Origin of the sequence: Cryobacterium sp. Y50 (assembly GCF_002929805.1) — a bacterium.
In the GTDB taxonomy this organism is placed as follows: Bacteria; Actinomycetota; Actinomycetes; order Actinomycetales; family Microbacteriaceae; genus Cryobacterium.
The window spans coordinates 72178-90869 of the sequence record NZ_PJJM01000098.1 but is presented as its reverse complement, the minus strand read 5'-3'; the positions used below and the strand labels follow the sequence as shown (position 1 = coordinate 90869).

The window sequence follows — 18692 nt, the reverse complement described above, 5'->3', positions numbered from 1 at the left end:
CGAGACGATCAGTAGAGCAGGGCTGTCAGACGGGAGCGAGTCGGAGGGACCCGAGGGTCGTCTTGGCCGATGACCTCGAACAGCTCGAGGATGCGCTCGCGAATGGCGTTGCGGCCAGGGGCAAGCTGGGCCGGAAACAGGCTCAACAGGCGATCAAAGGCATCCTCGATGTGCCCACCGGACAAGTCGAGGTCGGCGACTAGAAGCTGTGCGTCGAGATCATCGGGAGCGGATGCTGCACCGTTACGAATCTGGTCAATAGTTTTGCCCTGTAGGCGGGCCAGCAGGCTGACCTGAGCAAGGCCGGCGACGGCCATGGTGTCATTCGGGTTCTGGGCGAGCGCCGTGCGGTATTCACTCTGCGCGGTGGCATAGTCACCGGCCTCGATCGCGGCGTAGGCTTCGAGGTGGTGCGGCGGCAGGGGCTCTTCAACCACCTCGGCCGGTTCTCCGTCTGCGGCAACGGCCGGCGCCTCGGCCGTGCCGGTCACGCCCTGCTGGGCAGCGAGTTCGAGCACGCGGCTAAGCACGTCGCTGATCTGTTCTTCGGCCAACGGGCCGTTGAACAGCTGTACCGGCTGACCGGTGATGACGGCGGCGACCGTCGGTACCGACTGGGCTTGGAATGCCTGCGCGAGTTGCGGGTTGGCATCAATATCGACGCGGGCCAGCACGAACCGGCCGGCCAGATCGGTGATCAGCTTCTCCAGCACGCTCATCAGTGCCGTAGAAGGTTCGCTTTGGGAGGCCCAAAGTCCGACGATCACCGGCACGCGCGAGGACAACTCGAGCAGCTCTCCGAAGTTCGCGTCGGTGCCATCGAGCACGAGGCTCGGCACCGGCACGACACCGGCCGGAGCGCCACCGGCCGCTGGTCCCGCAGCGGCACCGGATGTAGCAGGCGCTGCAGCCTGGCCACGGTTGACGAGCGAGGAGAGGTCAACCGCTCCGCGCAAATTGGAACTGGACGGGGGCAGGTTGGTCATGGAAGCTCCGCAGATTTGGTGAGGCCTTGGGCAAAGCCCAGGAGGATGATTTTGTCGCTCGATCCGGCCGTCGGCACGTAGAACAACAGCTGGTCACTGTAGGTGTTGAGAATACCCTTGGCCGACGATGAGATTCCCGACAGCGCCTTGCTGGCAGCCCCGCTCGGGCTGACCGTGGCACCGTCGTTGATCGGTTTGACGATCTCGGTCTCGTTGACGCTGACCGCCACGATGCTGCCGGAGTCGTTGGTGGCCAGGGCGATGGTGCCGCCGTCCCCCGCCGCCGTGCCGAATTCGATCGATGCGGTGGTGGGCAGGGCTGCCTGCCGGTCGGCGCGGCTGGCGTCAAACTGGGCACGGAAGGCATCCACTTCGTCTTCGAACAAGCCGACGGACGGGCTCGCAGCGCCCCGCAGGAGCACATCGGCGTAGACCGCGGCCAGTTCGTTCGGCGGCAACAGCAGAAGTTTGTTGTCGGGGGCGATCGCCGGCGCCCCGATCAGAGCCGGAGCAACTTCGGGTACCCGCGCAGCGGGTTCAAGCTGGAAGGCATACTCGATGAGATAGTTCGCCCGCGGCGATTCTTGCTGCAGAATAATTGCGGTTGGTGGAATCTCGGCATCCGTTTCGTTCTGAATCACAGTCATCACCACTCGCGGCCAGGAATTCGTCTGCTGAGGCAGCGTGAAGGTGAGTGGGGCTCCCGGCAACGCCAGCAGTGGCGGCACCGTCGCGTCGACTGCCCGTATCGCATAGTTGGCCAGGCGCTGTTCCAGCGCGGGGCCGGTGAAGCGGGTCGCAAGAGTGTCCGCGTTGAGGGTCGCGTCGGCATCCGCCGTCAGGAGCGAAATCTCGCCCATGATGATCTCAAGCTGGGAGACCGTGACGGCCGGCGGTGCCAGCTCGGCGGCCGCTTCGACCGAGTCGGTGGACACCGGAGTCGGGGTCGGGGTCGCCGTTTCCATCGTCGTCGCGCTGAAATCGGGCCAGAGGTCGGCCGAGCATCCGCTCAGGGCGAGACCGGACACCAGGATCATCGGCAGGATTGCTATGCGGCGGGCAATACCGCGGCGCGGCGAGGTGATCTGACTGGCCTTGATGGCTTTCGGTCGGGGGGCGCGCGGCAGGCGTGGTCCGCGCGGAACGTTGCGGCGCGGTCGCCGTGACCGGCGCAGGTGCAGCAGAGCCAGCAGGTACGACACGAGTCCGAACAGCAGCAGCAGTGCGCCGCCGGCGAGCAGTGGGCCGGCCCACGGTGTGGAATTATCCGACGCCCACGACAAACGGATGCTCGCCGGCGCCGGTTCGATTCCGTCCGAAGCAACGAGCACCGAAATGCCCTCCGGGAGGGTCTGCGTGGTCGTCAACGAATCCGTGTCACTGATCTCCTCGAGCCACAGGTCGGAACCGGCCGGACTGACGATCAGGGGCTCGACAGCATCCGCTGCAGCCGGTTCGTCCGAGCTGTCGACGTCCGTGTCGGGTTCGACGGCAGCCGTGACTGTGGAGGTCAGTTCGCCCGTTTTCTCACTCAGCGCCACCGTGGAGTAGGCGTCATCGCCGATCCAGGCGGCCACGTCTTCGGAGCGACCGTAGGCCAGAAAGATGGTTCCCTCGCCGCGCACGTTGATTGTCTGGCTCCCCGGGGAGGCCGCGAGGGCGCCCGGGTCGATCACTGTGTACAAAGTCTCGCCGGCGGCCGTCGAGCTCAGTGAAGTGAAGGCCGGTTCAAGCAGAATTGTGCGCTGCGCGATGCCGAGCACGATCATCACGGCGGCGAGAACGAATGCCACGATGGCTAGAACAAAACGCACGTATCACCCTTCAGCAATTGAGCTGGTTGGTACTGTTCAGTCACTTTGGCTGACCCACGTGACTGAAAGTCCTCAGACACGGTTTTCTACGTTACTCCGTTCGCCTGAAAGGAGCCTAATAGCTCTTTCGCGCGCACTTGGCGGTCGGCGCGTACCGTGCAGGGCAGCAACACACTAAAATTGGACGGGTGCCCCGTAATGCACGATCCATTGAGGGGCCCGGCCCCATGTGTAAGGAGTACAAGTGTCTGACGACGACGCCGATTTCACCCAGGTATTTCGCGGCTATGACAAAGATGAGGTCGCCAAGGCGGTCCAATCCCTGCGCCGGCAACTCATCCAGGCCAATACCCAAAATGCTCAGGCCAGCCGCGAGGTCAAACGATTGGCCGCGCACATCGATGACCTCACCGCAGAGATCGAAGAGGTCGGCAGTCCCACGTTCTCCGGTCTGGGCACGAAGCTGGAAAACACCCTGCGCGTCGCCGAGGAACAGTCCACCCGTGTGATCGCCCAGGCCGATATCGACGCTGAGAAACTGCGCGCCACGACCAGCGACGAGGTCGAGCAGCTGCGACGGACTTCCACTGAGCAGGCCGAACGAACCCTTTCCGACGCCGCCGTCAAAGCACGGCGACTGCTCGACGATGCTCGCGTTGAAACGGATGACTTGCGCGCACGCACCCAGGACGAGCAGTCGCTGGTCATACAGGACGCTGCCCGGGACGCTTCGCTGATTCGCGGGACCGTCGCCACCGAGGCGGCCGAGGCCCGGGCCACGGTGAAACGCGAGGTGTCAGCCATCCGTTCTGAAGCGGATCGCGAAGCCGCCGAGGTGCGCGTCGTCGCGCAGCGTGAAGCCACCGAGGCTCGCGAAGAAGCGGCCGGCCTGACGCGCGAAACAGAACTCATTCGCGCCGAAGTAGCACTGGAACTCGACCAGCAGCGCGCGACCCTGAAGCAGGAGACGGACCAGGCTCGCGTGACGCTGGCTGCCGAAACCGACCAGGCTCGCGTGGATCTCGCGCGCGACACGGAAGAAGCCCGCCTGAGCCGCGCCCACGAGGCCGAGCAGGCGCGCACCCTGCTCGCCGCCGAGGTGGAACAGGGCCGCATCGACGTGGCCCGCGAGATCGAGCAGGCACGCGCAGTCGCCGAGATCGAGAGCGAGCAGGCGCAGACCGATCTCGCCCGCGATCTCGAGCGCAAACGCGCCACGGCCGATCGCGAGATCGAGCAGGCACGCGCCACCCTCGCCGCCGAGGTGGAACAGGCCGGCGCCGACCTGACCCGGGACAACCAGCAAGCCCGCCTCGAGGCCGAGGCCGAGGCCGAGCAGGCGCGCATCGACCTGCAAACCGAGCTCGCTGCCACGCTCACGACCGGCCAGCACGAGGCAGCCCAACTGGCCCGAGAAATTGACCAGGTCCGAGCCGACTTCGATGTCGAGTTGAAAGCCCGCCGCGACGAGGCAGAGCAGGAGCACCTCACCCTTCACCAGGGAGCGGTGGCGCTGGCGCAGAAATTCCAAACGGATGCCGCCAGGCAGCTCGCCGAAACCACCGAGCGCACGCTCGAACTGCGTGCGCTCAACGAGCAGCTGGACACGGGAGCCCGCGCCGAGGCCAAGGCGAATAAGGACCTCGCCGATGAGACTGCCGCCCGCATTCTGCACGACGCCCAGACCAGCGCTTCGGCCCTCGTCGAGAACGCTACGACACGGTCGCGGGCTCTGGTCGCTGACGCCGAAGATCGCATGGCGCAGATTAGAATTGAGCGCGACGCTGTGGCGGGGTACTTTGAAAGCCTGCGCAGCGTTTTGACCCAGGCAGAGCGGGTCGCAGCCGAGTAATCCCCTACTCCTGGAGACGATACGTGAAAATTCAGAATGCGTTTCGGTTCGGACTCGTCGGCACCCTGGGCGTAGGCCTCGGCCTTTTGATCATCACCTCGGTAATCACGCTGCAGACGATCATCATCTACGTGGGAGCCGCGCTGTTCATCGCGCTCGGTCTCGATCCGGCCGTCTCCTGGTTGGAGAAGAAACGGTTTCCTCGCTGGGCCGCGATTCTGACCGTGGTCGCCGCTGTGCTCGGTGTGCTCACCGGCGTCGTCTTCGCGATTGCTCCGATCATCGTTGACCAGGTTACCAAGCTGTCCAACCTCATCCCCGAACTGGTCAAAGCGGTGAATAGTTCGACTTATCTCATTGATCTCCAGAAGCAGTTTCCCGGCTTCGACGTCACGGAGATCACCAAGACCGTGACCAATTTTCTGGGCGGCAACCTCACCAACATCACGACGACGGTAGTTCAGTCGGGTCTCGCGTTTGTCGGTGGCCTGTTCGGCGCTCTCATCATTCTCATTCTCACGCTGTACTTCACGGCCTCACTAAACAGCATGAAGCGCGCCACCTACCAGCTGGTTCCCGCGTCGAAGCGGGAGCGTTTCACCGATATCAGCGAGCAGATCACCACGGCAGTCGGCCGCTACATCGTGGGCCAGGCCGCACTCGCCTCGGTCAATGGCGTCTTGAGCTTTATTTTTCTCTCTATCATCGGCGCACCGTTTCCGGCGTTGCTCGCCTTCATCGCCTTTCTGCTCTCGCTCATTCCGCTCATCGGTACCATTTCGGGCTCGGTCATCATCGTGCTGACCTGCCTGATTCCAGAGATCGGCAGCTCGCCGCAGACTGCTCTGGTCGCGGCGATCTACTACCTCATCTATATGCAGGTGGAGGCATACGTGCTCAGCCCGAACATCATGAACCGGGCCGTGTCAGTGCCGGGCGCTGTCGTGGTGATCGCGGCCCTGGCTGGCGGCAGCCTGCTCGGCATTCTCGGCGCGCTGATCGCCATCCCTGTTGCCGCGTCGGTCATCATGATTGTCAAGCAGGTCGTCATCCCCCGCCAAAACGAGCTCTAGTTTTCAGAACTTGCTCAGAACGCGTCGTGCAGGCCGTTCATCCATTCGGTGGGTAGCGGCAGCGCAGCGGGGTTGACGGTAGTGACGATCTCGGTGAGCACCCGCCGGGTCAGGTTTTCGCCGACCCACAGATGCTTACCGCCCTCGACTGCTACGAATTGCAGGCCAGGCACACTTGCGAACTTTAAGCGAGCGGCATCCGGTCGCAGGTAATCGTCGAATTCGGGAATGACCGCGACCAGCTGCCGCTCATTTCCGGCCCACGCGGCCAGTTCGGCCTTCGTCGTGCGGTGCAGTGGCGGTGACAGCAGGATAGCCCCACGGATCGGGTGCTCCAGTCCGTATTTGAGGGCGAGCTCAGTACCGAAGGACCAGCCGACCAGCCACGGATTGGGCAGGTGGCGTTCAGCGACGAAAGCCATCGCCGCGGCCACGTCGGCGCGTTCGGTGACGCCCTCCCCGAAATCACCGCCGCTGGTGCCGCGCGGCGACGAGGTCCCGCGGGTGTTGAACCGAAGCACGGCCAGATCGGCCATCGCCGGCAGGCGGTTGGCCGCCTTGCGCAGAATGTGCGAGTCCATGAATCCCCCGGCCGTGGGCAAAGGATGCAGCGTCACGAGTGTCGCCACCGACGCACGCCCGATCGGAGTCGCCAACTCACCCACCAGGGTGAGGCCATCGCTGGTTTTGAGTTCGATGTACTCGATACTGGCGGGCAGTTTGATGCCGCCACGAATGTCGACCGGCAGGGTCACGGACGTCTCCTCGGTCATTTGATTCTCCAACAGTGAGTGTGCCAGTGCCGCCGGTTGGACAGGTCGGCCGCGTCGCCGAGCACTCCGTCGCCGCGCCAGGTGACCATGTGCGCCGTACCAGGCGCGATGTCGAGGGTGCAGCCGGGACACAAATACGTCTTCGCGGCTTGCTTGGCCGGAACCGGTTGAACATGCCACAGCCCGTCGCGGCGTATCTCGCTACGGCGCCAGCCCGCCAGCAGGTTGTTCAGGTCGGCGTCTTCGTCATCGTCTCGCGGAGCTGACTTGCGGCCTCGGGGTCGATTGCTGCGCGCCATCACACCAGTCTAGGTCGCTGCCCAACAGCGCCGTACCGGCAGGGCAGCGAGACCGTGAGGCTAGTACCAGCCCGAGGCTTGGGACTTCGCCCAGGCGCCACACGGGGTTCCGTAGCGGGCTGTTATGTAACCGAGGCCCCATTCAATCTGGGTTCCGGCGTTGGTCGCCCAGTCGTCACCGGCCGTGGCCATCTTGGAGCCTGGAAGCGCCTGCGGAATGCCGTAGGCACCGCTCGAACTGTTCTCGGCGTTCACGCGCCAGCCCGATTCCTTCTGCCACAATGAAATCAGGCAGTTGTACTGGTCTTCGCCCCAGCCGCGACCCGCAACAGCGTCGTAGGCATAGGCCTGAGCCGAGCCGGGATCCGGCACAGCGGCGGACGGTGCGGCCACGCTTCGCTTCTTTTCCACGGCGACGACCACCGGAACCGGTTTGGGCTTCTCGGTGACGGTGAAGCCGTCGCGAGTGATGGTATTGGTGTAGCTGCCAGCCACGAGCACGGCCTGAACCGGCCCCTCATCGGTGGTGCTGCCGGCGAGTTGAAAGTAGGGGGATGCAGTGGCACCCGAGTAGGGATCGACGACAGTCACGAGCACGAACGCGAAGGCGGCGGTGAATCCGAACAGAAAGTGAGTCGGCTTAGCCCGACGTCGAGTTCGACGAACCGGCGGCCGCGTCGCGGCCGGGACGGATTCGATTATTTGCAGATGCCTACCCATTACTAGATGACCCTAGCCCACAATTTGGGTAACGGCCAGATAACGGTCACCAATTCAACGTACCGCCAGCATCACGTCGACGACGCTGTCGAGCACCAGGTCAACCTGGGCTTCGCGGTATCCGCCCCGTTCAGGGCGAAAAACAGAGGTTCGCACTTCGTCGACGGTGAGCTCACGACCGTGTTGAAAATACTTCACCAGTTTGTTCGCAAACCGGTCGACATCGACCCGTTTGTAGCCGACCGCGAGCACACTGGTACGGGTGAATCGGTGCCCGGGCGCACGGCTGAGGCGGGCGACAAGTACGGTGGCGGCCTTCTCGGCATCGACCAGCCACGCATGCTCTCCGCCGGTGCGCGTGGCGTGATCGCGTTCCCGGGCTGCGAAGGCGTCCTCGAGTCGCTCTAGAGCCGCGTCGACATGTTCCGGAGAGTATCCGCCCTTGTGCATGGCGAAGGCGGTGTGTCGAATTGCTTCGGCCGTCAAGGTCGCGCCGGCGCGGTCCGCTTCCGCGGCGGCCTTGGCCGTGACGATGGCGTGGATGGCTTCTGTACCGTTCAACACCGTGCCCGATACCGGGCTCTCGTGGTGGTCAGCGCGACTGCGGGCAGCGATCTCGTCCACGGATTCGAAGCCGGATTCAACGACCCCGGTATCGGCATCCGCTTCATCGTCGGTCAGGTCGGGCCGATCGTACGCGCGTCGGGCCGCGGCCAGGAAGGTATCGACCTGGCTCAGGTTGTAGCCGAGAGTCTTCTTGCCCACTCGGGGAAATATGGTGCTCATAGCCTTATTCTCTCGTGTGGTGCTGAAGGGGGGCGAATCGGGTCTGCTTACGCAAAGACCAGGTAAAGGGCGTAGGCGGCGGCGGCCGACGGCAGGATTGAGTCCAGCCGGTCCAGAAAACCGCCGTGCCCCGGCAGCCAGGAACTCATGTCCTTGATACCGAGGTCGCGTTTGATCAGCGATTCGGCCAGATCGCCGAACGTCGCAGCGAGCAGAATCACGACGCCGAAGACCAGCCCGAACCACCACTCCTGATCCAGCATGAAGATGGACAACAGAACGCCGGCGATCATGCAGATCAGACCGGCACCGATAAAGCCTTCCCAGGTCTTCTTGGGACTGATCGAGGGTGCCATCGGATGCTTGCCAAAATTGAGCCCGCTGACGTAGGCCCCGGTGTCGGCGGAAATAACCAGGATCAGGAAAGCGAGTGCCCACCACTGCCCTTCGGGCTGGGCGACGAGCAGCACCGCGAAGCTCGCCAGGAACACGACGTACACCTGAATCAGAATGCCGCCACCCACGTCGCCGACAATGGACCGGACCGGGGCTCGATGTGACGGTATCACGAGAAGCGCCAGCCGCCACAGGGCAATCAGCCCGATCCCGCCGAGCATCACGAGCCACTGGCCAATCGCCTCGCCGTAGAACGCGGCCGGGACGATCGCGACGGCAGAGATGATGACCGGGATGCGCGGAACATTGTGTCCGGCATGTCGCAGCGCCTGGGCCAGTTCGAAGGCACAGAAAGCGACGATCACGACCGCAAAGATCATGAATAGTTGCTTGATGATGATGAGGCTGACCAGCATCGCACCGCCGAGCACGAGCCCGATCAGGATCGCGAGAATAAGGTTGCGCCCGGTGCGTGCTTCGATGCGTTCGTTGGTGGCATCGAGCTGGGCACGCGTCGCCTGCACCTGCCGCTCGAAATCAGCCTTGGTGGTTTGCACCTGGCGTTCAAAATCGGCCCGCGTCGTCTTCACCTGCGCCCGAAACTCGGCACGACTAACACCGTGACCGCGCTTGTGCGGCTGGTCGTTCCCGGGTTTGTCGTTCATCTGAGGTCCCTAGATCTCGAGGAGTTCGGCTTCCTTGCGCTTGAATGCGTCATCAATGCCGTCCACGTGGCTCTTGGTGATTAGCTCCAGCTCTTTCTCGGCCCGACCGACCTCGTCGTCGCCGACCTCGCTCTTGAGCGCGTCGAGCTCATCCTTGGCCTTGCGGCGGATGTTACGCACCGAGATGCGGGCATCCTCTGCCTTAGCCTTGACGATTTTCACGAATTCCTTACGGCGTTCCGTGGTGAGTTCGGGAAGGGTCGCGCGGATGGTGGTGCCGTCGTTGCCGACGTTGGCGCCCAGGTTCGGAGTGTCGCGAATGGCGATCTCGATGTCGCGCAGCGCTGCCTTATCGTACGGACCGATCAACATGGTGCGCGCTTCCTGGTTCTGCAGGGACGCGAGTTGCTCCAGCGGGGTCAGGGTGCCGTAGTAGCTCACCAGGATCTTCGCGAACATCTGCGGGTTGGCGCGTCCTGTGCGCACTGTTCCAAAATCGTCTTTGGCAGCCTCGAGGGCCCGGTTCATGCGCGCAGTGGCGTCGGAAAGAACATCCGCGATCACGGTGACTCCTTTATTGGTGGTGGAACAATTCTAGTTGGAGACGCGAGTGCCCAGATCGGTGCCCAGGATGGCTGCGGTAACGTTGCCTTCCGGGGCCATGCCGAAGACCTGCATTGGCATATGGTTGTCCATGCACAGGCTGAAGGCGGTGGAGTCGACCACCTTGAGGCCGCGCTGGAGCGCGTCGAGGTAAGTGATGTGGTGAATCTTCTGCGCATCGGGGTTGGTGCGCGGGTCGTCGGAGTAGACGCCATCGACGCCGTTCTTGGCGACGAGCACAACGTCGGCATCGATTTCGAGGGCTCGTTGGGCCGCGACGGTGTCGGTGGAGAAGTACGGCAGGCCCGCGCCGGCACCGAAGATGACGACGCGGCCCTTCTCGAGGTGACGCTCCGCGCGTCGCGGAATGTACTGCTCAGCGACTTGGGTCATCGAGATGGCAGATTGCACTCGGGTTTCAGCGCCGGCCTGTTCCAGGAAGTCCTGCAGAGCCAAGGCGTTCATGACGGTGCCGAGCATGCCCATATAGTCGGCGCGCCCGCGGTCCATGCCGCGTTGGGAGAGCTCGGCGCCGCGGAAGAAGTTACCACCGCCGACCACGATGGCGACCTCGACCTGCTTGGCACCCTCAGCGATTTCACGCGCCAGCGAACTGACGACATCCGGGTTGACTCCAACGGCACCACCGCCGAAGGCCTCACCGGATAGTTTCAGCAGAACCCGACGTTTCTTAACGATGGCAGTGGCGTTCACTGGGCTGCTATGGGTGGGGATGCTGGCCGTGTCAGTCATGTCGTGCGGGGCCTTCCGAAGTGGGGTAATACCAAACTACCAAGTGCGCGTGCGTACCCCGCCGGGGGGCACACATAGAAACGGAGGCCGGATCGCTTTCGCAATCCGACCTCCGTCATTCGTTGTTAGGCGCCGACCTTGAACCGGGCGAAGCCCGACACGGTCAGTTTTGCATCATCGAGAACCTTCGCGACGGATACCTTGTTGTCCTTGGCGTAGTCCTGTTCGAGCAGGGCGACCTGCTTGAGGTACGCCTTGACCCGCCCCTCAACGATCTTGGGCAGTGCCGCTTCCGGCTTGCCCTCGTTCTTCGAGATCTCGGTGACGATCTTGCGCTCGGTCTCTACCAGGTCAGCAGGAACATCGCTGGCCGCGAGGTACTCGGGGTTGGCGAACGAGATGTGCTGGGCGACGCTACGAGCAGTCTCCACGTCGGCTCCGGAGAAGCCGAGAACAACGCCGACCTGCGGGGGCAGGTCCTTGCTGGTCTTGTGCAGGTAGATCGAGAACGATTCGCCCGTGACGGCGGCAACACGGCGAAGTTCGAACTTCTCGCCGATGATGGCCGCTTCGCCGTCGATGAGTTCGGCAACACTCTGGGTGCCGGCCGTTGCGGCCAGTCCAGCCTCAACCGTGGTCGCGCCAGCGGCGGCGATCGCGTCGAGTACCTTGTCGGCCAGAACGACGAACTTGTCACCCTTGGCAACGAAGTCGGTCTCGCAGGCAAGTTCGATCATGTAGGCGGTCGTGCCGATTTCCTTGGCAGCGACTAGTCCCTCAGAGGTAGAACGGTCAGCGCGCTTGGCGTTGCCCTTTGCACCCTTGAGACGCAGGATCTCGATGGCCTTGTCCATGTCGCCGTCGGCTTCAACGAGGGCGTTCTTGGTGTCGACCATTCCGGTGCCGAGGTTCTCGCGAAGAGCCTTGACGTTTTCGAGTGTGAAGTTTGCCATACCGGCTTCCTTACTTGGTCTCTTCGGCGACAGCGGTCGGCTCGTCGGCGACGGCAGCCAGTGCGGCGGCAACGTCGGAGTCGGCGACAGCGTCGGCGATACTGGTGTTGGTGTCAGCGACGGCGGGCTCTGCAACGACGTCGACGGCGGCGACTGTGGCATCGGCAACCTTCTCGGTCTCGGCAGAGGATTGCGCTGGGGTGGTTTCGGCGTCGGAGGCCTGAAGCAGTTCAGCTTCCCACGCGGCGAGGGGCTCTACTTCAGCCTCCGGCTTGGCGTGGCGCTGGATCAGGCCCTCGGCTGCTGCGTCCGCGATGATGCGGGTCAGCAGGCCAACAGAGCGGATGGCGTCGTCGTTGCCCGGAATCGGGTATTGCACGTCGTCGGGGTCGCAGTTGGTGTCGAGGATGGCGATGACGGGGATGCCGAGCTTGCGCGCCTCGTCAATGGCGAGGTGCTCCTTGTTGGTGTCAACAACCCACAGCGCGGACGGGGTCTTCGTGAGGTTGCGGATTCCGCCGAGGCTCTTGTGCAGCTTGACGAGCTCACGCTTCTTGATGAGCATTTCCTTCTTCGTGAAACCGCTCTTGGCGGTGTCTTCGAAGTCGAGCTCTTCGAGTTCTTTCATGCGGGCCAGACGCTTGGAAACGGTCTGGAAGTTGGTAAGGAGTCCACCGAGCCAGCGCTGGTTGACGTAGGGCTGGCCTACGCGCTGCGCCTGCTCTGAGATGGATTCCTGGGCCTGCTTCTTGGTGCCAACGAAGAGGATGGTGCCGCCGTGGGCAACGGTCTCCTTGACGAAGTCATAGGCCTTGTCAACGAACCCGAGCGACTGCTGCAGGTCGATGATGTAGATGCCGGAACGCTCGGTGAAGATGAAGCGCTTCATCTTCGGGTTCCAACGGCGGGTCTGGTGCCCGAAGTGCACGCCGCTGTCAAGCAGTTGGCGAATGGTTACGACGGCCATGTGCCGTACTCCTGTTCTGATGCGCGCTCGCGCGCACACCAATCGGTTTGTGCGATGATCGGTCGATCATCGCTCCTGGTACCCGGCACACGTCCGCCCTGTTTTCGTTAGATTCACTTGCAAGAATCTGACTGGACGGGACCGATTGGACATGGCGGCCAAATGGGCACGCGTAGTCAGCGCACAAAGCGCTGCTAGGGATAGCGTACCACCGTCGGCCGGGGGTCGGGACCGTACGCGTGAGACCGAATGGGGCGGCGGTGGATGAGACGGGCGCAGATGAGACGGACGCGGCGGAGCGACTCCTGCACAGGCATGGTTCTTCGGTTCAGTGCACCGATGCGTGCGCAACCCGTTCCGCACGGTTGACACACGGCAAGGTTAGGCGCATGCAGACTGTACGCGGTCCGATGGTGCAACTTTTAGCGGGGAACGTTCGGACGGGCCGTATTCACACTCGCAGGCTGACGGCATCCGTTTTAATGGTGCTGATTCTTCTCATCAGTTCGTGTCCCGCGGCGAGCGCGGAACTTCGGACGGTCGCTACTGCGGCAGCGGATGGGTGGCGCTGGCCGCTCCCCGAGCCGCACCGAATGATCGCCCCGTTCGTTGCGCCGGTGTCGCCGTATGCCGCCGGTCATCGCGGCATCGACCTGGCGGCGCAGTCGGGCGAGACCGTGCTGGCTCCGCACGATGGCGTCGTGTCGTTCGTCGGCGTGGTCGTTGATCGACCGGTGCTCTCGATCACCCAGGCCGATGATGTGATCACAACGGTGGAGCCGGTACAGGCGCTCGTGGCAGTCGGCGACCGGGTGCTGGCTGGGCGGCAGATTGGCACGGTGGCAGCTGGCGGACACTGCCCACCGAGCTGTCTGCACTTCGGGGTACGCCTGCATGGGCGTTACGTCTCACCACTCCTATATCTCGGCGGCCTCCAACGGGCCATTCTGCTGCCGACTGGCCCGTGATCGCGGTGCATGGAACTGGATCAAGCACCCAGTGAGGCGAGAGTGCGATCTCGTGCGCGACGCCTTCACGGAATACTTCAGGACACCATCCCGAGCGACGCGGTACCTTCTGGGATGCCGACAATCTCGCCACCGTCATCGAACGGACCTCCACCACGGCAGCGCACGTCGCGCCCAACAAGGTTGATCACGATCGGCGCGCCCTGGACGCCGGGACACTTGGCGTCAGGCGAGAACTATCGGAGCAAGCCATAGCCGACTGGCCTGCTGGCCACGCTGCCCGAGAACCGGTCGTGACCCGAACTGCGACGGACGCGATCGTGGCGGAATCACGAAGCTCGTACTCCAAACTCGGCTCCGAGCACGCAATCCAGACCTGCCGCTCAACAAGGCTGTCGCCACCGTGCCCGCCTGCATCCACATGGCCATGGTCGGTCGTGACAATCACAATCCACTCGTCGCTGTCAGGTCGGGCCTCAATAGCATTGAGGAGCTTGCCGAGATGTGCATCGCAGCGACGAATCGCAGTCTCATACTCATCACCCATCCCGAACTCATGGCACGCCTCGTCGGCCTCGCCAAAGTAGACGAACGCGGCGCGGACTGGCTCGTCGGCGAGGCGACGGACAGAATATTCCTCGACCGCCGCATCCGCACGGATGTAATCGTCGACCGTCTCAGAGCCGCAATCGGCCACGAAACATTCGGCCGTTTCAGGATTGATGAGTGGGCCACATCCGGCCCGGCTCGCCAGAGGAGCCCAGGACACTGCGGCAAAGAGCTTTGAGTCTGGCTGCCGCTGGAGGATGCGCGACAGGAAATCTGGCGCATGGATGCCGTCGTCGGGCGGCCGCTCATTGCACACCACACCGTGTTCGTCGCTCCATAGGCCGCTCAAGACGGTGGCCCACATTGGCCCGGAGACCGTGATGTTGCGTGGGTCCACCAGCGGCGTGGCAAGGAAACCGCTCGCAGTGACGCGATCGAGAGCCGGAGTAGGGATGCGCGTGAGCATGTCGAGCCGTACACCGTCGATCCCGACGAGGAGCAGCCTGTGCGGGGATTGTGTCGGCGTCTCAGACATGGCTGACCGCCAGAAGTGACGCCGCCCTGTCCATGAGAGTGCCGTCCACGAATACCGTGACGTCTTCAGATCTCACCAAAATGACAACCATGTCACCCTCGACGAGTCTGCGCGCCACCTTCGCGGGGACCTGTGCAACGACCTGGTGAACTTCGACTGAGTCCGCCTGCCCACAGAGTGTCAGCTGCAGCGTGCTCGTCGCCCCGAGGAAGATCATCACGTCGACGCGCGCCGCCACCCCGCTCGCGTCTTCCCCCGGTAACTGAACGAAAACGTCTTCACTGCGAAAAGTGCACTGCACCCTCGTGCCATCTACTACTGGCGAGTCGATCTCAAATAGTCCGTGCCATTCGAGCAGTCCGGCGTTCGCCTCGACCTTCACGACCGAGCGCGAGCCGATGAACTTCGCTGCATGCTTCGTGCGCGGCTTCAAGTAAATTCCCTCCGGCGTGTCGACTTGCTCGATCTCGCCCTGCCGCATCAGCACGACCTTGTCCGAAATAGCGAGTGCCTCCGACTGGTCATGAGTCACAAAAATTGTCGTGATCCCCACCGCGCGCTGGATGGCTCGTAATTGGTCGCGAAGCCTGGTGCGTACGAGCGCGTCTAGGGCACTCAAGGGTTCGTCGAGCAGCAGCACTCGAGGCTGCGGGGCAAGCGCGCGGGCGAGCGCGACCCGCTGCTGCTGGCCGCCCGACAGCTGATTCGGCCGCTTGTGCTCATGCTTCTTTAGGTCGATAAGTTCGACCATCTCGTCAACTCGGGACTCGATCTGCGCGCGCGTAGTGCGCATGACGGTGAGTGGAAACGCAATATTCTGTCGCACGCTCATATTGGGAAACAGGGAGTACTGCTGGAAAACCATTCCGATCGGGCGTTGTTGAGGGGGCAGCGTCGTCACATCGGCGCCGTCGATGAGGATGCGGCCACCCTCGATGCCGTGCAGCCCGGCGACCGCACGCAACAGGGTGGTCTTGCCACAGCCGGAAGGCCCGAGGAGCGACACGAATTCCCCGTCTTCGATGTTGAGCGATACGTCATTCAATACGACGTTGCCGCCATAAGCCTTTGTCACGTGATCAAGCGAAACAGTTCCCACTGCTACTTTCCTTTCGTTGCGGGCACAAGAGCGAATGCCCTGGCCGCTTTAGTGTTTGATCGCGGCGTGTCGATGCGCGTGATCAGCAGCGACAGCACGAACATCGCAATGAACGTCGTGAACGTGATGGCGGCCAGTTCTCCTCCAGCCCCCGGGTTGCGGCCCGAGAACATGCGCAGAGCCCAGAGTGGCAGGGTCTCGTAGGCCGCGCCTGCGAGCGTCATCGTGATGGCGAATTCGCCAAATGCGGAGGCCGCCACCAGCAGAGTTCCCGACATGATGCCCGTTCTGATCGACGGGATAATCACGCGAATTATGGTGTGGAGTCCGCCGGCCCCGCTCACCGCTGCCGCCTCTGAGAGTTCTTGCGCCCGATTGGTCAGTAATGCGTTCTCGACCGCCCAGTACAGGTACGGGAAGGTGGCCGCCGCAATCGTGGCCGTGAGCAACCCGAAGCTGCCGAAGAGACTTGGCGCGATTTCTGCGGTGGTGAATTGCATTCCGGCCGCGATGACCAGCCACGGCAGGGCGAACGGCACGACGGCGAGCGCGTGGATGATGGGGCGAACCCGCGCAGCGGTGACGACCGCCACGTAGGCAGCCGGGATGACGAGCACCAGGTCGATGAACACAACACAGACGGTGAGGAGCAACGAGCGGCCCGCCGCGGCGAGCACTTCCTCACTCGACAGGGAGGTGTTCCACCTGGCGAGGGTATATTCAGTCGGCAGGATCGTGCCCACCCATCCGTCTGCAAGGCTGAAGAGCAGGAGAACGACGAGGGGCAGACCGAAGAAGACCGCCACTGCTCCCAGCAGAATGCGCTGCGATTTGCCCGTTCCAGTCATCGCGCTGCTCATAAGATTTTCGCTCCTTGCTCCTGGATGGTGCGGTAAAGCCACATCGTTCCAATTGCCAGCACCATTAAGAGAACGGCGAACGTCGCCGCCCGCTCCAGGCCGAATACGGCGCTTTGCAGGTCGCGTCCGATTTCCACTGTGATCAGTGGCACGGATTGGGGCGAGTCGGTGACGACGTATGGCAATGCGTACGAGCCCATGGACCAGGTGAAGATCTGCAGGGTATGCGCCGCAATGAACGGCGCGATCACCGGGAAACCGACACGTCGCCAATAGCGAAAGCGCGATGACCGTGACACCTGAGCCGCTTCCCACCATTCGGGGCGGAGCATCCCAAAGGACGGCAGCGAGAGAATGACATACATGGGCAGGTGAATGTAGAGGGAGAGTAGGTTCAGGCCGAACATCGAACCGAGCGATGGGAACGGATTGCCGCCGAAAAGCTGCGTCCACAGCATGGTGATTGCTCCGCTGGTGCCGATAAGGAGCAGGAAGGCAAAGGCCAAGCCTGGTCCGCCGAAACTGGTGGCGACATTCATGAGCGGCAGCCACCAGCGCCGCCCACGCTGCCCGAGCCGGAGCATGGCCAGTGCGAGCGGGGTACCAATGACAGCGCACAACAGCGCCTGTATGGCGGCGAACTGCAGCGACCCGAGGATCGCCTGTCGGTCGACGCTAGAGCTGAGTACGGCAACGAAGTTGTCGAATCCGATCCCGCCAGCGCGCAGTTCCAGCGAGCTCTTTACGAGCGCAAGCAGAGGAAGTACGAGGCACGCGATCCCAAACAAGATGAGGGGAGATGCCGGTAACGCGGCGACGACTCGGGAACGCCGGCCCGCACGGAGGGACTGCGCTGATAGCGGCCGGGCCGGGGCCCGGCCGCTATCAGCGTTCCCGGAGCGCGTTGGGCTCACTAGCCCTTGGCCTTCTCGTTATACTCACTGATCAAGACCTCGGGATCGATATCACCCGGGTCGATGACCTGGGTGTTCTTGAACATCTCGTCCGGGAGCCAGCGTGACTTGCGCTCCTGCGGAATCTCGAGGTCACCATTGACGTACCGGATCGGCCGTGCACCGAAGTCAGCGAACAGCAACTGGCCCTCATCGCTAATCGTGAAATCCATGAAGCCCTTGATGAAGTCCATATGCTCGGTGTTGTAGCCGTTGGTGAGCAGCGACGATGGCATGTAGATGGAGCCATCCTCCGGCACAACGTAGACGAGTTCCACTCCCTGCGTGGCGGCCTCCTCGATTGCCGCGATGGCGTTGAAGTCGTATTGCAGATAGATGCCGTACTCACCGCGAATAAGCGAGTCGAGGCTCGACGGGGCGGACGAGATATTGCCTGTGGCGTAGAGCTCGTTGAGGTAGTCCCATGCGGCGTCGAGGTTTCCGACATCACCGCCGCGGGCGAGAGCGATCGAGAGGATCGCTGCCTGCTCAGAACCGCCGGTGGGTCCCATGAGAGCGCTGGACGCGATCTTGCCCCCCGCATAGTCGTCGCTGAGCAGGTCTTCCCAAGTCTTTGGCACCGGGGCCACGGCGGGGTTGACGAGGTACCCCATTACGCCGGTGAAACTGTTCACCCAGCCGCCAGTCTCGGCGTACTGCCCAGGAGCCAGCTCACTGACCAGCTTCGGCAGGTAGCCCGATGTCACGCCGATATCTTCAGCGACCGGCCCCCAGAGTCCGCCAATGTCGTTAAAAAATCCGACCGGGTTGCCTTTCTCCGCGTTGTAGCGCTGGATGGCCTCGCTTGAGGCCATATCGGTGTCAGCGTGTGTGCAGTCCGCGCCGTTCTGCTCGCAGAACGTGGCCAGGAGTTCCCCGTAGTTGGCCCACGAGTCGGGAAGGCCGTAGGTGGTGATGACACCGGCCTGCTCGGCGATCTTCGACGCGTCCGGCGGAGTGGTCCAATCGACATCCGTGCCGCTGGCCACGCCTGACGGCGAGCTGCAGCCCGCCGTTATGAGCACAAGCGCCGAAGCGGTCGCAATGGTAAGCATTCGACGAATCATGGTGGGGTTCCTGTTCTTGTA

The 18692-nt window shown here is 63.1% G+C and carries 19 protein-coding genes; 3 read left to right on the top strand and 16 right to left on the bottom strand.

Annotated elements, in window-relative coordinates; genetic code table 11:
• Window positions 1-8 precede the first annotated feature (8 nt).
• Together CXY73_RS14740 and CXY73_RS14735 are read right to left on the bottom strand one after the other, a co-directional pair.
• Complete coding sequence (locus tag CXY73_RS14740) at window positions 9-986, bottom strand: tetratricopeptide repeat protein (RefSeq protein ID WP_104135406.1); 978 nt, start codon at window positions 984-986, stop codon at window positions 9-11.
• A complete protein-coding gene (locus CXY73_RS14735) occupies window positions 983-2800 on the bottom strand; it encodes a hypothetical protein (protein ID WP_104135407.1) in 1818 nt (605 codons plus the stop codon). Before CXY73_RS14735 ends, CXY73_RS14740 begins: the two co-directional genes overlap by 4 nt.
• A 244-nt stretch (window positions 2801-3044) precedes the next feature.
• Between CXY73_RS14735 and CXY73_RS14730 the strand changes: the two genes are divergently transcribed.
• Together CXY73_RS14730 and CXY73_RS14725 are read left to right on the top strand one after the other, a co-directional pair.
• On the top strand, window positions 3045-4652 hold the full coding sequence (locus tag CXY73_RS14730; RefSeq protein WP_104178127.1) for a hypothetical protein: 1608 nt from the start codon (window positions 3045-3047) through the stop codon (window positions 4650-4652).
• A 23-nt stretch (window positions 4653-4675) separates the two neighbouring features.
• Window positions 4676-5725, top strand: coding sequence for an AI-2E family transporter (locus tag CXY73_RS14725; protein ID WP_104135409.1), 1050 nt, complete (start codon window positions 4676-4678; stop codon window positions 5723-5725).
• 14 nt (window positions 5726-5739) lie between these two features.
• Here the strand turns inward: CXY73_RS14725 and CXY73_RS14720 are convergent, their stop codons facing one another.
• The 9 genes from CXY73_RS14720 to rpsB all read right to left on the bottom strand — a co-directional run bounded on the left by CXY73_RS14720 (window position 5740) and on the right by rpsB (window position 12640).
• The gene (locus tag CXY73_RS14720) at window positions 5740-6498 is read right to left on the bottom strand and encodes an alpha/beta hydrolase (protein ID WP_104178126.1); all 759 of its coding nucleotides are present in this window, start codon (window positions 6496-6498) and stop codon (window positions 5740-5742) included.
• Window positions 6495-6797 carry a hypothetical protein gene (locus CXY73_RS14715; RefSeq protein WP_104135411.1) on the bottom strand — a complete coding sequence of 101 codons (303 nt, stop codon included), beginning with the start codon at window positions 6795-6797 and terminating at the stop codon, window positions 6495-6497. The genes CXY73_RS14720 and CXY73_RS14715 overlap by 4 nt, the downstream gene beginning before the upstream one ends.
• Window positions 6798-6857: 60 nt before the next feature.
• Window positions 6858-7517 carry a lytic transglycosylase domain-containing protein gene (locus CXY73_RS14710; RefSeq protein WP_104135412.1) on the bottom strand — a complete coding sequence of 220 codons (660 nt, stop codon included), beginning with the start codon at window positions 7515-7517 and terminating at the stop codon, window positions 6858-6860.
• A 54-nt stretch (window positions 7518-7571) separates the two neighbouring features.
• Window positions 7572-8303 carry a DivIVA domain-containing protein gene (locus CXY73_RS14705; protein ID WP_104178125.1) on the bottom strand — a complete coding sequence of 244 codons (732 nt, stop codon included), beginning with the start codon at window positions 8301-8303 and terminating at the stop codon, window positions 7572-7574.
• Between the two features lie 47 nt (window positions 8304-8350).
• Entirely contained in the window at window positions 8351-9364 is a 1014-nt protein-coding gene (locus CXY73_RS14700) for a phosphatidate cytidylyltransferase (protein ID WP_104178124.1), read from the bottom strand.
• A 9-nt stretch (window positions 9365-9373) separates the two neighbouring features.
• The gene (gene frr, locus CXY73_RS14695; RefSeq protein WP_092108831.1) at window positions 9374-9928 is read right to left on the bottom strand and encodes a ribosome recycling factor; all 555 of its coding nucleotides are present in this window, start codon (window positions 9926-9928) and stop codon (window positions 9374-9376) included.
• A gap of 30 nt (window positions 9929-9958) precedes the next feature.
• Entirely contained in the window at window positions 9959-10720 is a 762-nt protein-coding gene (gene pyrH / locus CXY73_RS14690; protein ID WP_104135415.1) for a UMP kinase, read from the bottom strand.
• A gap of 125 nt (window positions 10721-10845) precedes the next feature.
• Window positions 10846-11673 (bottom strand): translation elongation factor Ts, encoded by an 828-nt coding sequence (gene tsf, locus CXY73_RS14685; RefSeq protein WP_104135416.1) that lies wholly within the window; start codon window positions 11671-11673, stop codon window positions 10846-10848.
• A 10-nt stretch (window positions 11674-11683) separates the two neighbouring features.
• Complete coding sequence (gene rpsB / locus CXY73_RS14680; RefSeq protein WP_104178123.1) at window positions 11684-12640, bottom strand: 30S ribosomal protein S2; 957 nt, start codon at window positions 12638-12640, stop codon at window positions 11684-11686.
• 593 nt (window positions 12641-13233) lie between these two features.
• Between rpsB and CXY73_RS14675 the strand changes: the two genes are divergently transcribed.
• On the top strand, window positions 13234-13608 hold the full coding sequence (locus tag CXY73_RS14675; protein WP_233198361.1) for a M23 family metallopeptidase: 375 nt from the start codon (window positions 13234-13236) through the stop codon (window positions 13606-13608).
• Between the two features lie 187 nt (window positions 13609-13795).
• Here the strand turns inward: CXY73_RS14675 and CXY73_RS14670 are convergent, their stop codons facing one another.
• Genes CXY73_RS14670 through CXY73_RS14655 form a run of 5 tightly spaced genes read right to left on the bottom strand, consistent with a single transcriptional unit; the run spans window position 13796 to window position 18659 of the window.
• Window positions 13796-14692, bottom strand: a complete 897-nt coding sequence (locus tag CXY73_RS14670) for an alkaline phosphatase family protein (protein ID WP_104178122.1) — start codon at window positions 14690-14692, stop codon at window positions 13796-13798.
• Window positions 14685-15791, bottom strand: coding sequence for an ABC transporter ATP-binding protein (locus tag CXY73_RS22890; protein ID WP_146071767.1), 1107 nt, complete (start codon window positions 15789-15791; stop codon window positions 14685-14687). The genes CXY73_RS14670 and CXY73_RS22890 overlap by 8 nt, the downstream gene beginning before the upstream one ends.
• Before the next feature lie 2 nt (window positions 15792-15793).
• Window positions 15794-16651, bottom strand: a complete 858-nt coding sequence (locus CXY73_RS14660; RefSeq protein WP_146071766.1) for an ABC transporter permease — start codon at window positions 16649-16651, stop codon at window positions 15794-15796.
• Window positions 16648-17565: an ABC transporter permease subunit gene (locus tag CXY73_RS21595; protein WP_146071765.1), complete on the bottom strand. Its 918-nt coding sequence runs from the start codon at window positions 17563-17565 to the stop codon at window positions 16648-16650. Before CXY73_RS21595 ends, CXY73_RS14660 begins: the two co-directional genes overlap by 4 nt.
• Window positions 17565-18659, bottom strand: a complete 1095-nt coding sequence (locus CXY73_RS14655) for an extracellular solute-binding protein (protein ID WP_158254132.1) — start codon at window positions 18657-18659, stop codon at window positions 17565-17567. The genes CXY73_RS21595 and CXY73_RS14655 overlap by 1 nt, the downstream gene beginning before the upstream one ends.
• Window positions 18660-18692: the final 33 nt, after the last annotated feature.

What these genes read in the sequence shown, in the direction of transcription:
- CXY73_RS14740 (WP_104135406.1), bottom strand. Translation starts at nt 986, where the DNA reads ATGACCAACCTGCCCCCGTCCAGTTCCAATTTGCGCGGAGCGGTTGAC.
- CXY73_RS14720 (WP_104178126.1), bottom strand. Translation starts at nt 6,498, where the DNA reads ATGACCGAGGAGACGTCCGTGACCCTGCCGGTCGACATTCGTGGCGGC.
- CXY73_RS14715 (WP_104135411.1), bottom strand. Translation starts at nt 6,797, where the DNA reads ATGGCGCGCAGCAATCGACCCCGAGGCCGCAAGTCAGCTCCGCGAGAC.
- CXY73_RS14710 (WP_104135412.1), bottom strand. Translation starts at nt 7,517, where the DNA reads ATGGGTAGGCATCTGCAAATAATCGAATCCGTCCCGGCCGCGACGCGG.
- CXY73_RS14705 (WP_104178125.1), bottom strand. Translation starts at nt 8,303, where the DNA reads ATGAGCACCATATTTCCCCGAGTGGGCAAGAAGACTCTCGGCTACAAC.
- CXY73_RS14700 (WP_104178124.1), bottom strand. Translation starts at nt 9,364, where the DNA reads ATGAACGACAAACCCGGGAACGACCAGCCGCACAAGCGCGGTCACGGT.
- pyrH (WP_104135415.1), bottom strand. Translation starts at nt 10,720, where the DNA reads ATGACTGACACGGCCAGCATCCCCACCCATAGCAGCCCAGTGAACGCC.
- tsf (WP_104135416.1), bottom strand. Translation starts at nt 11,673, where the DNA reads ATGGCAAACTTCACACTCGAAAACGTCAAGGCTCTTCGCGAGAACCTC.
- rpsB (WP_104178123.1), bottom strand. Translation starts at nt 12,640, where the DNA reads ATGGCCGTCGTAACCATTCGCCAACTGCTTGACAGCGGCGTGCACTTC.
- CXY73_RS14675 (WP_233198361.1), top strand. Translation starts at nt 13,234, where the DNA reads ATGATCGCCCCGTTCGTTGCGCCGGTGTCGCCGTATGCCGCCGGTCAT.
- CXY73_RS14670 (WP_104178122.1), bottom strand. Translation starts at nt 14,692, where the DNA reads ATGTCTGAGACGCCGACACAATCCCCGCACAGGCTGCTCCTCGTCGGG.
- CXY73_RS14660 (WP_146071766.1), bottom strand. Translation starts at nt 16,651, where the DNA reads ATGAGCAGCGCGATGACTGGAACGGGCAAATCGCAGCGCATTCTGCTG.
- CXY73_RS14655 (WP_158254132.1), bottom strand. Translation starts at nt 18,659, where the DNA reads ATGCTTACCATTGCGACCGCTTCGGCGCTTGTGCTCATAACGGCGGGC.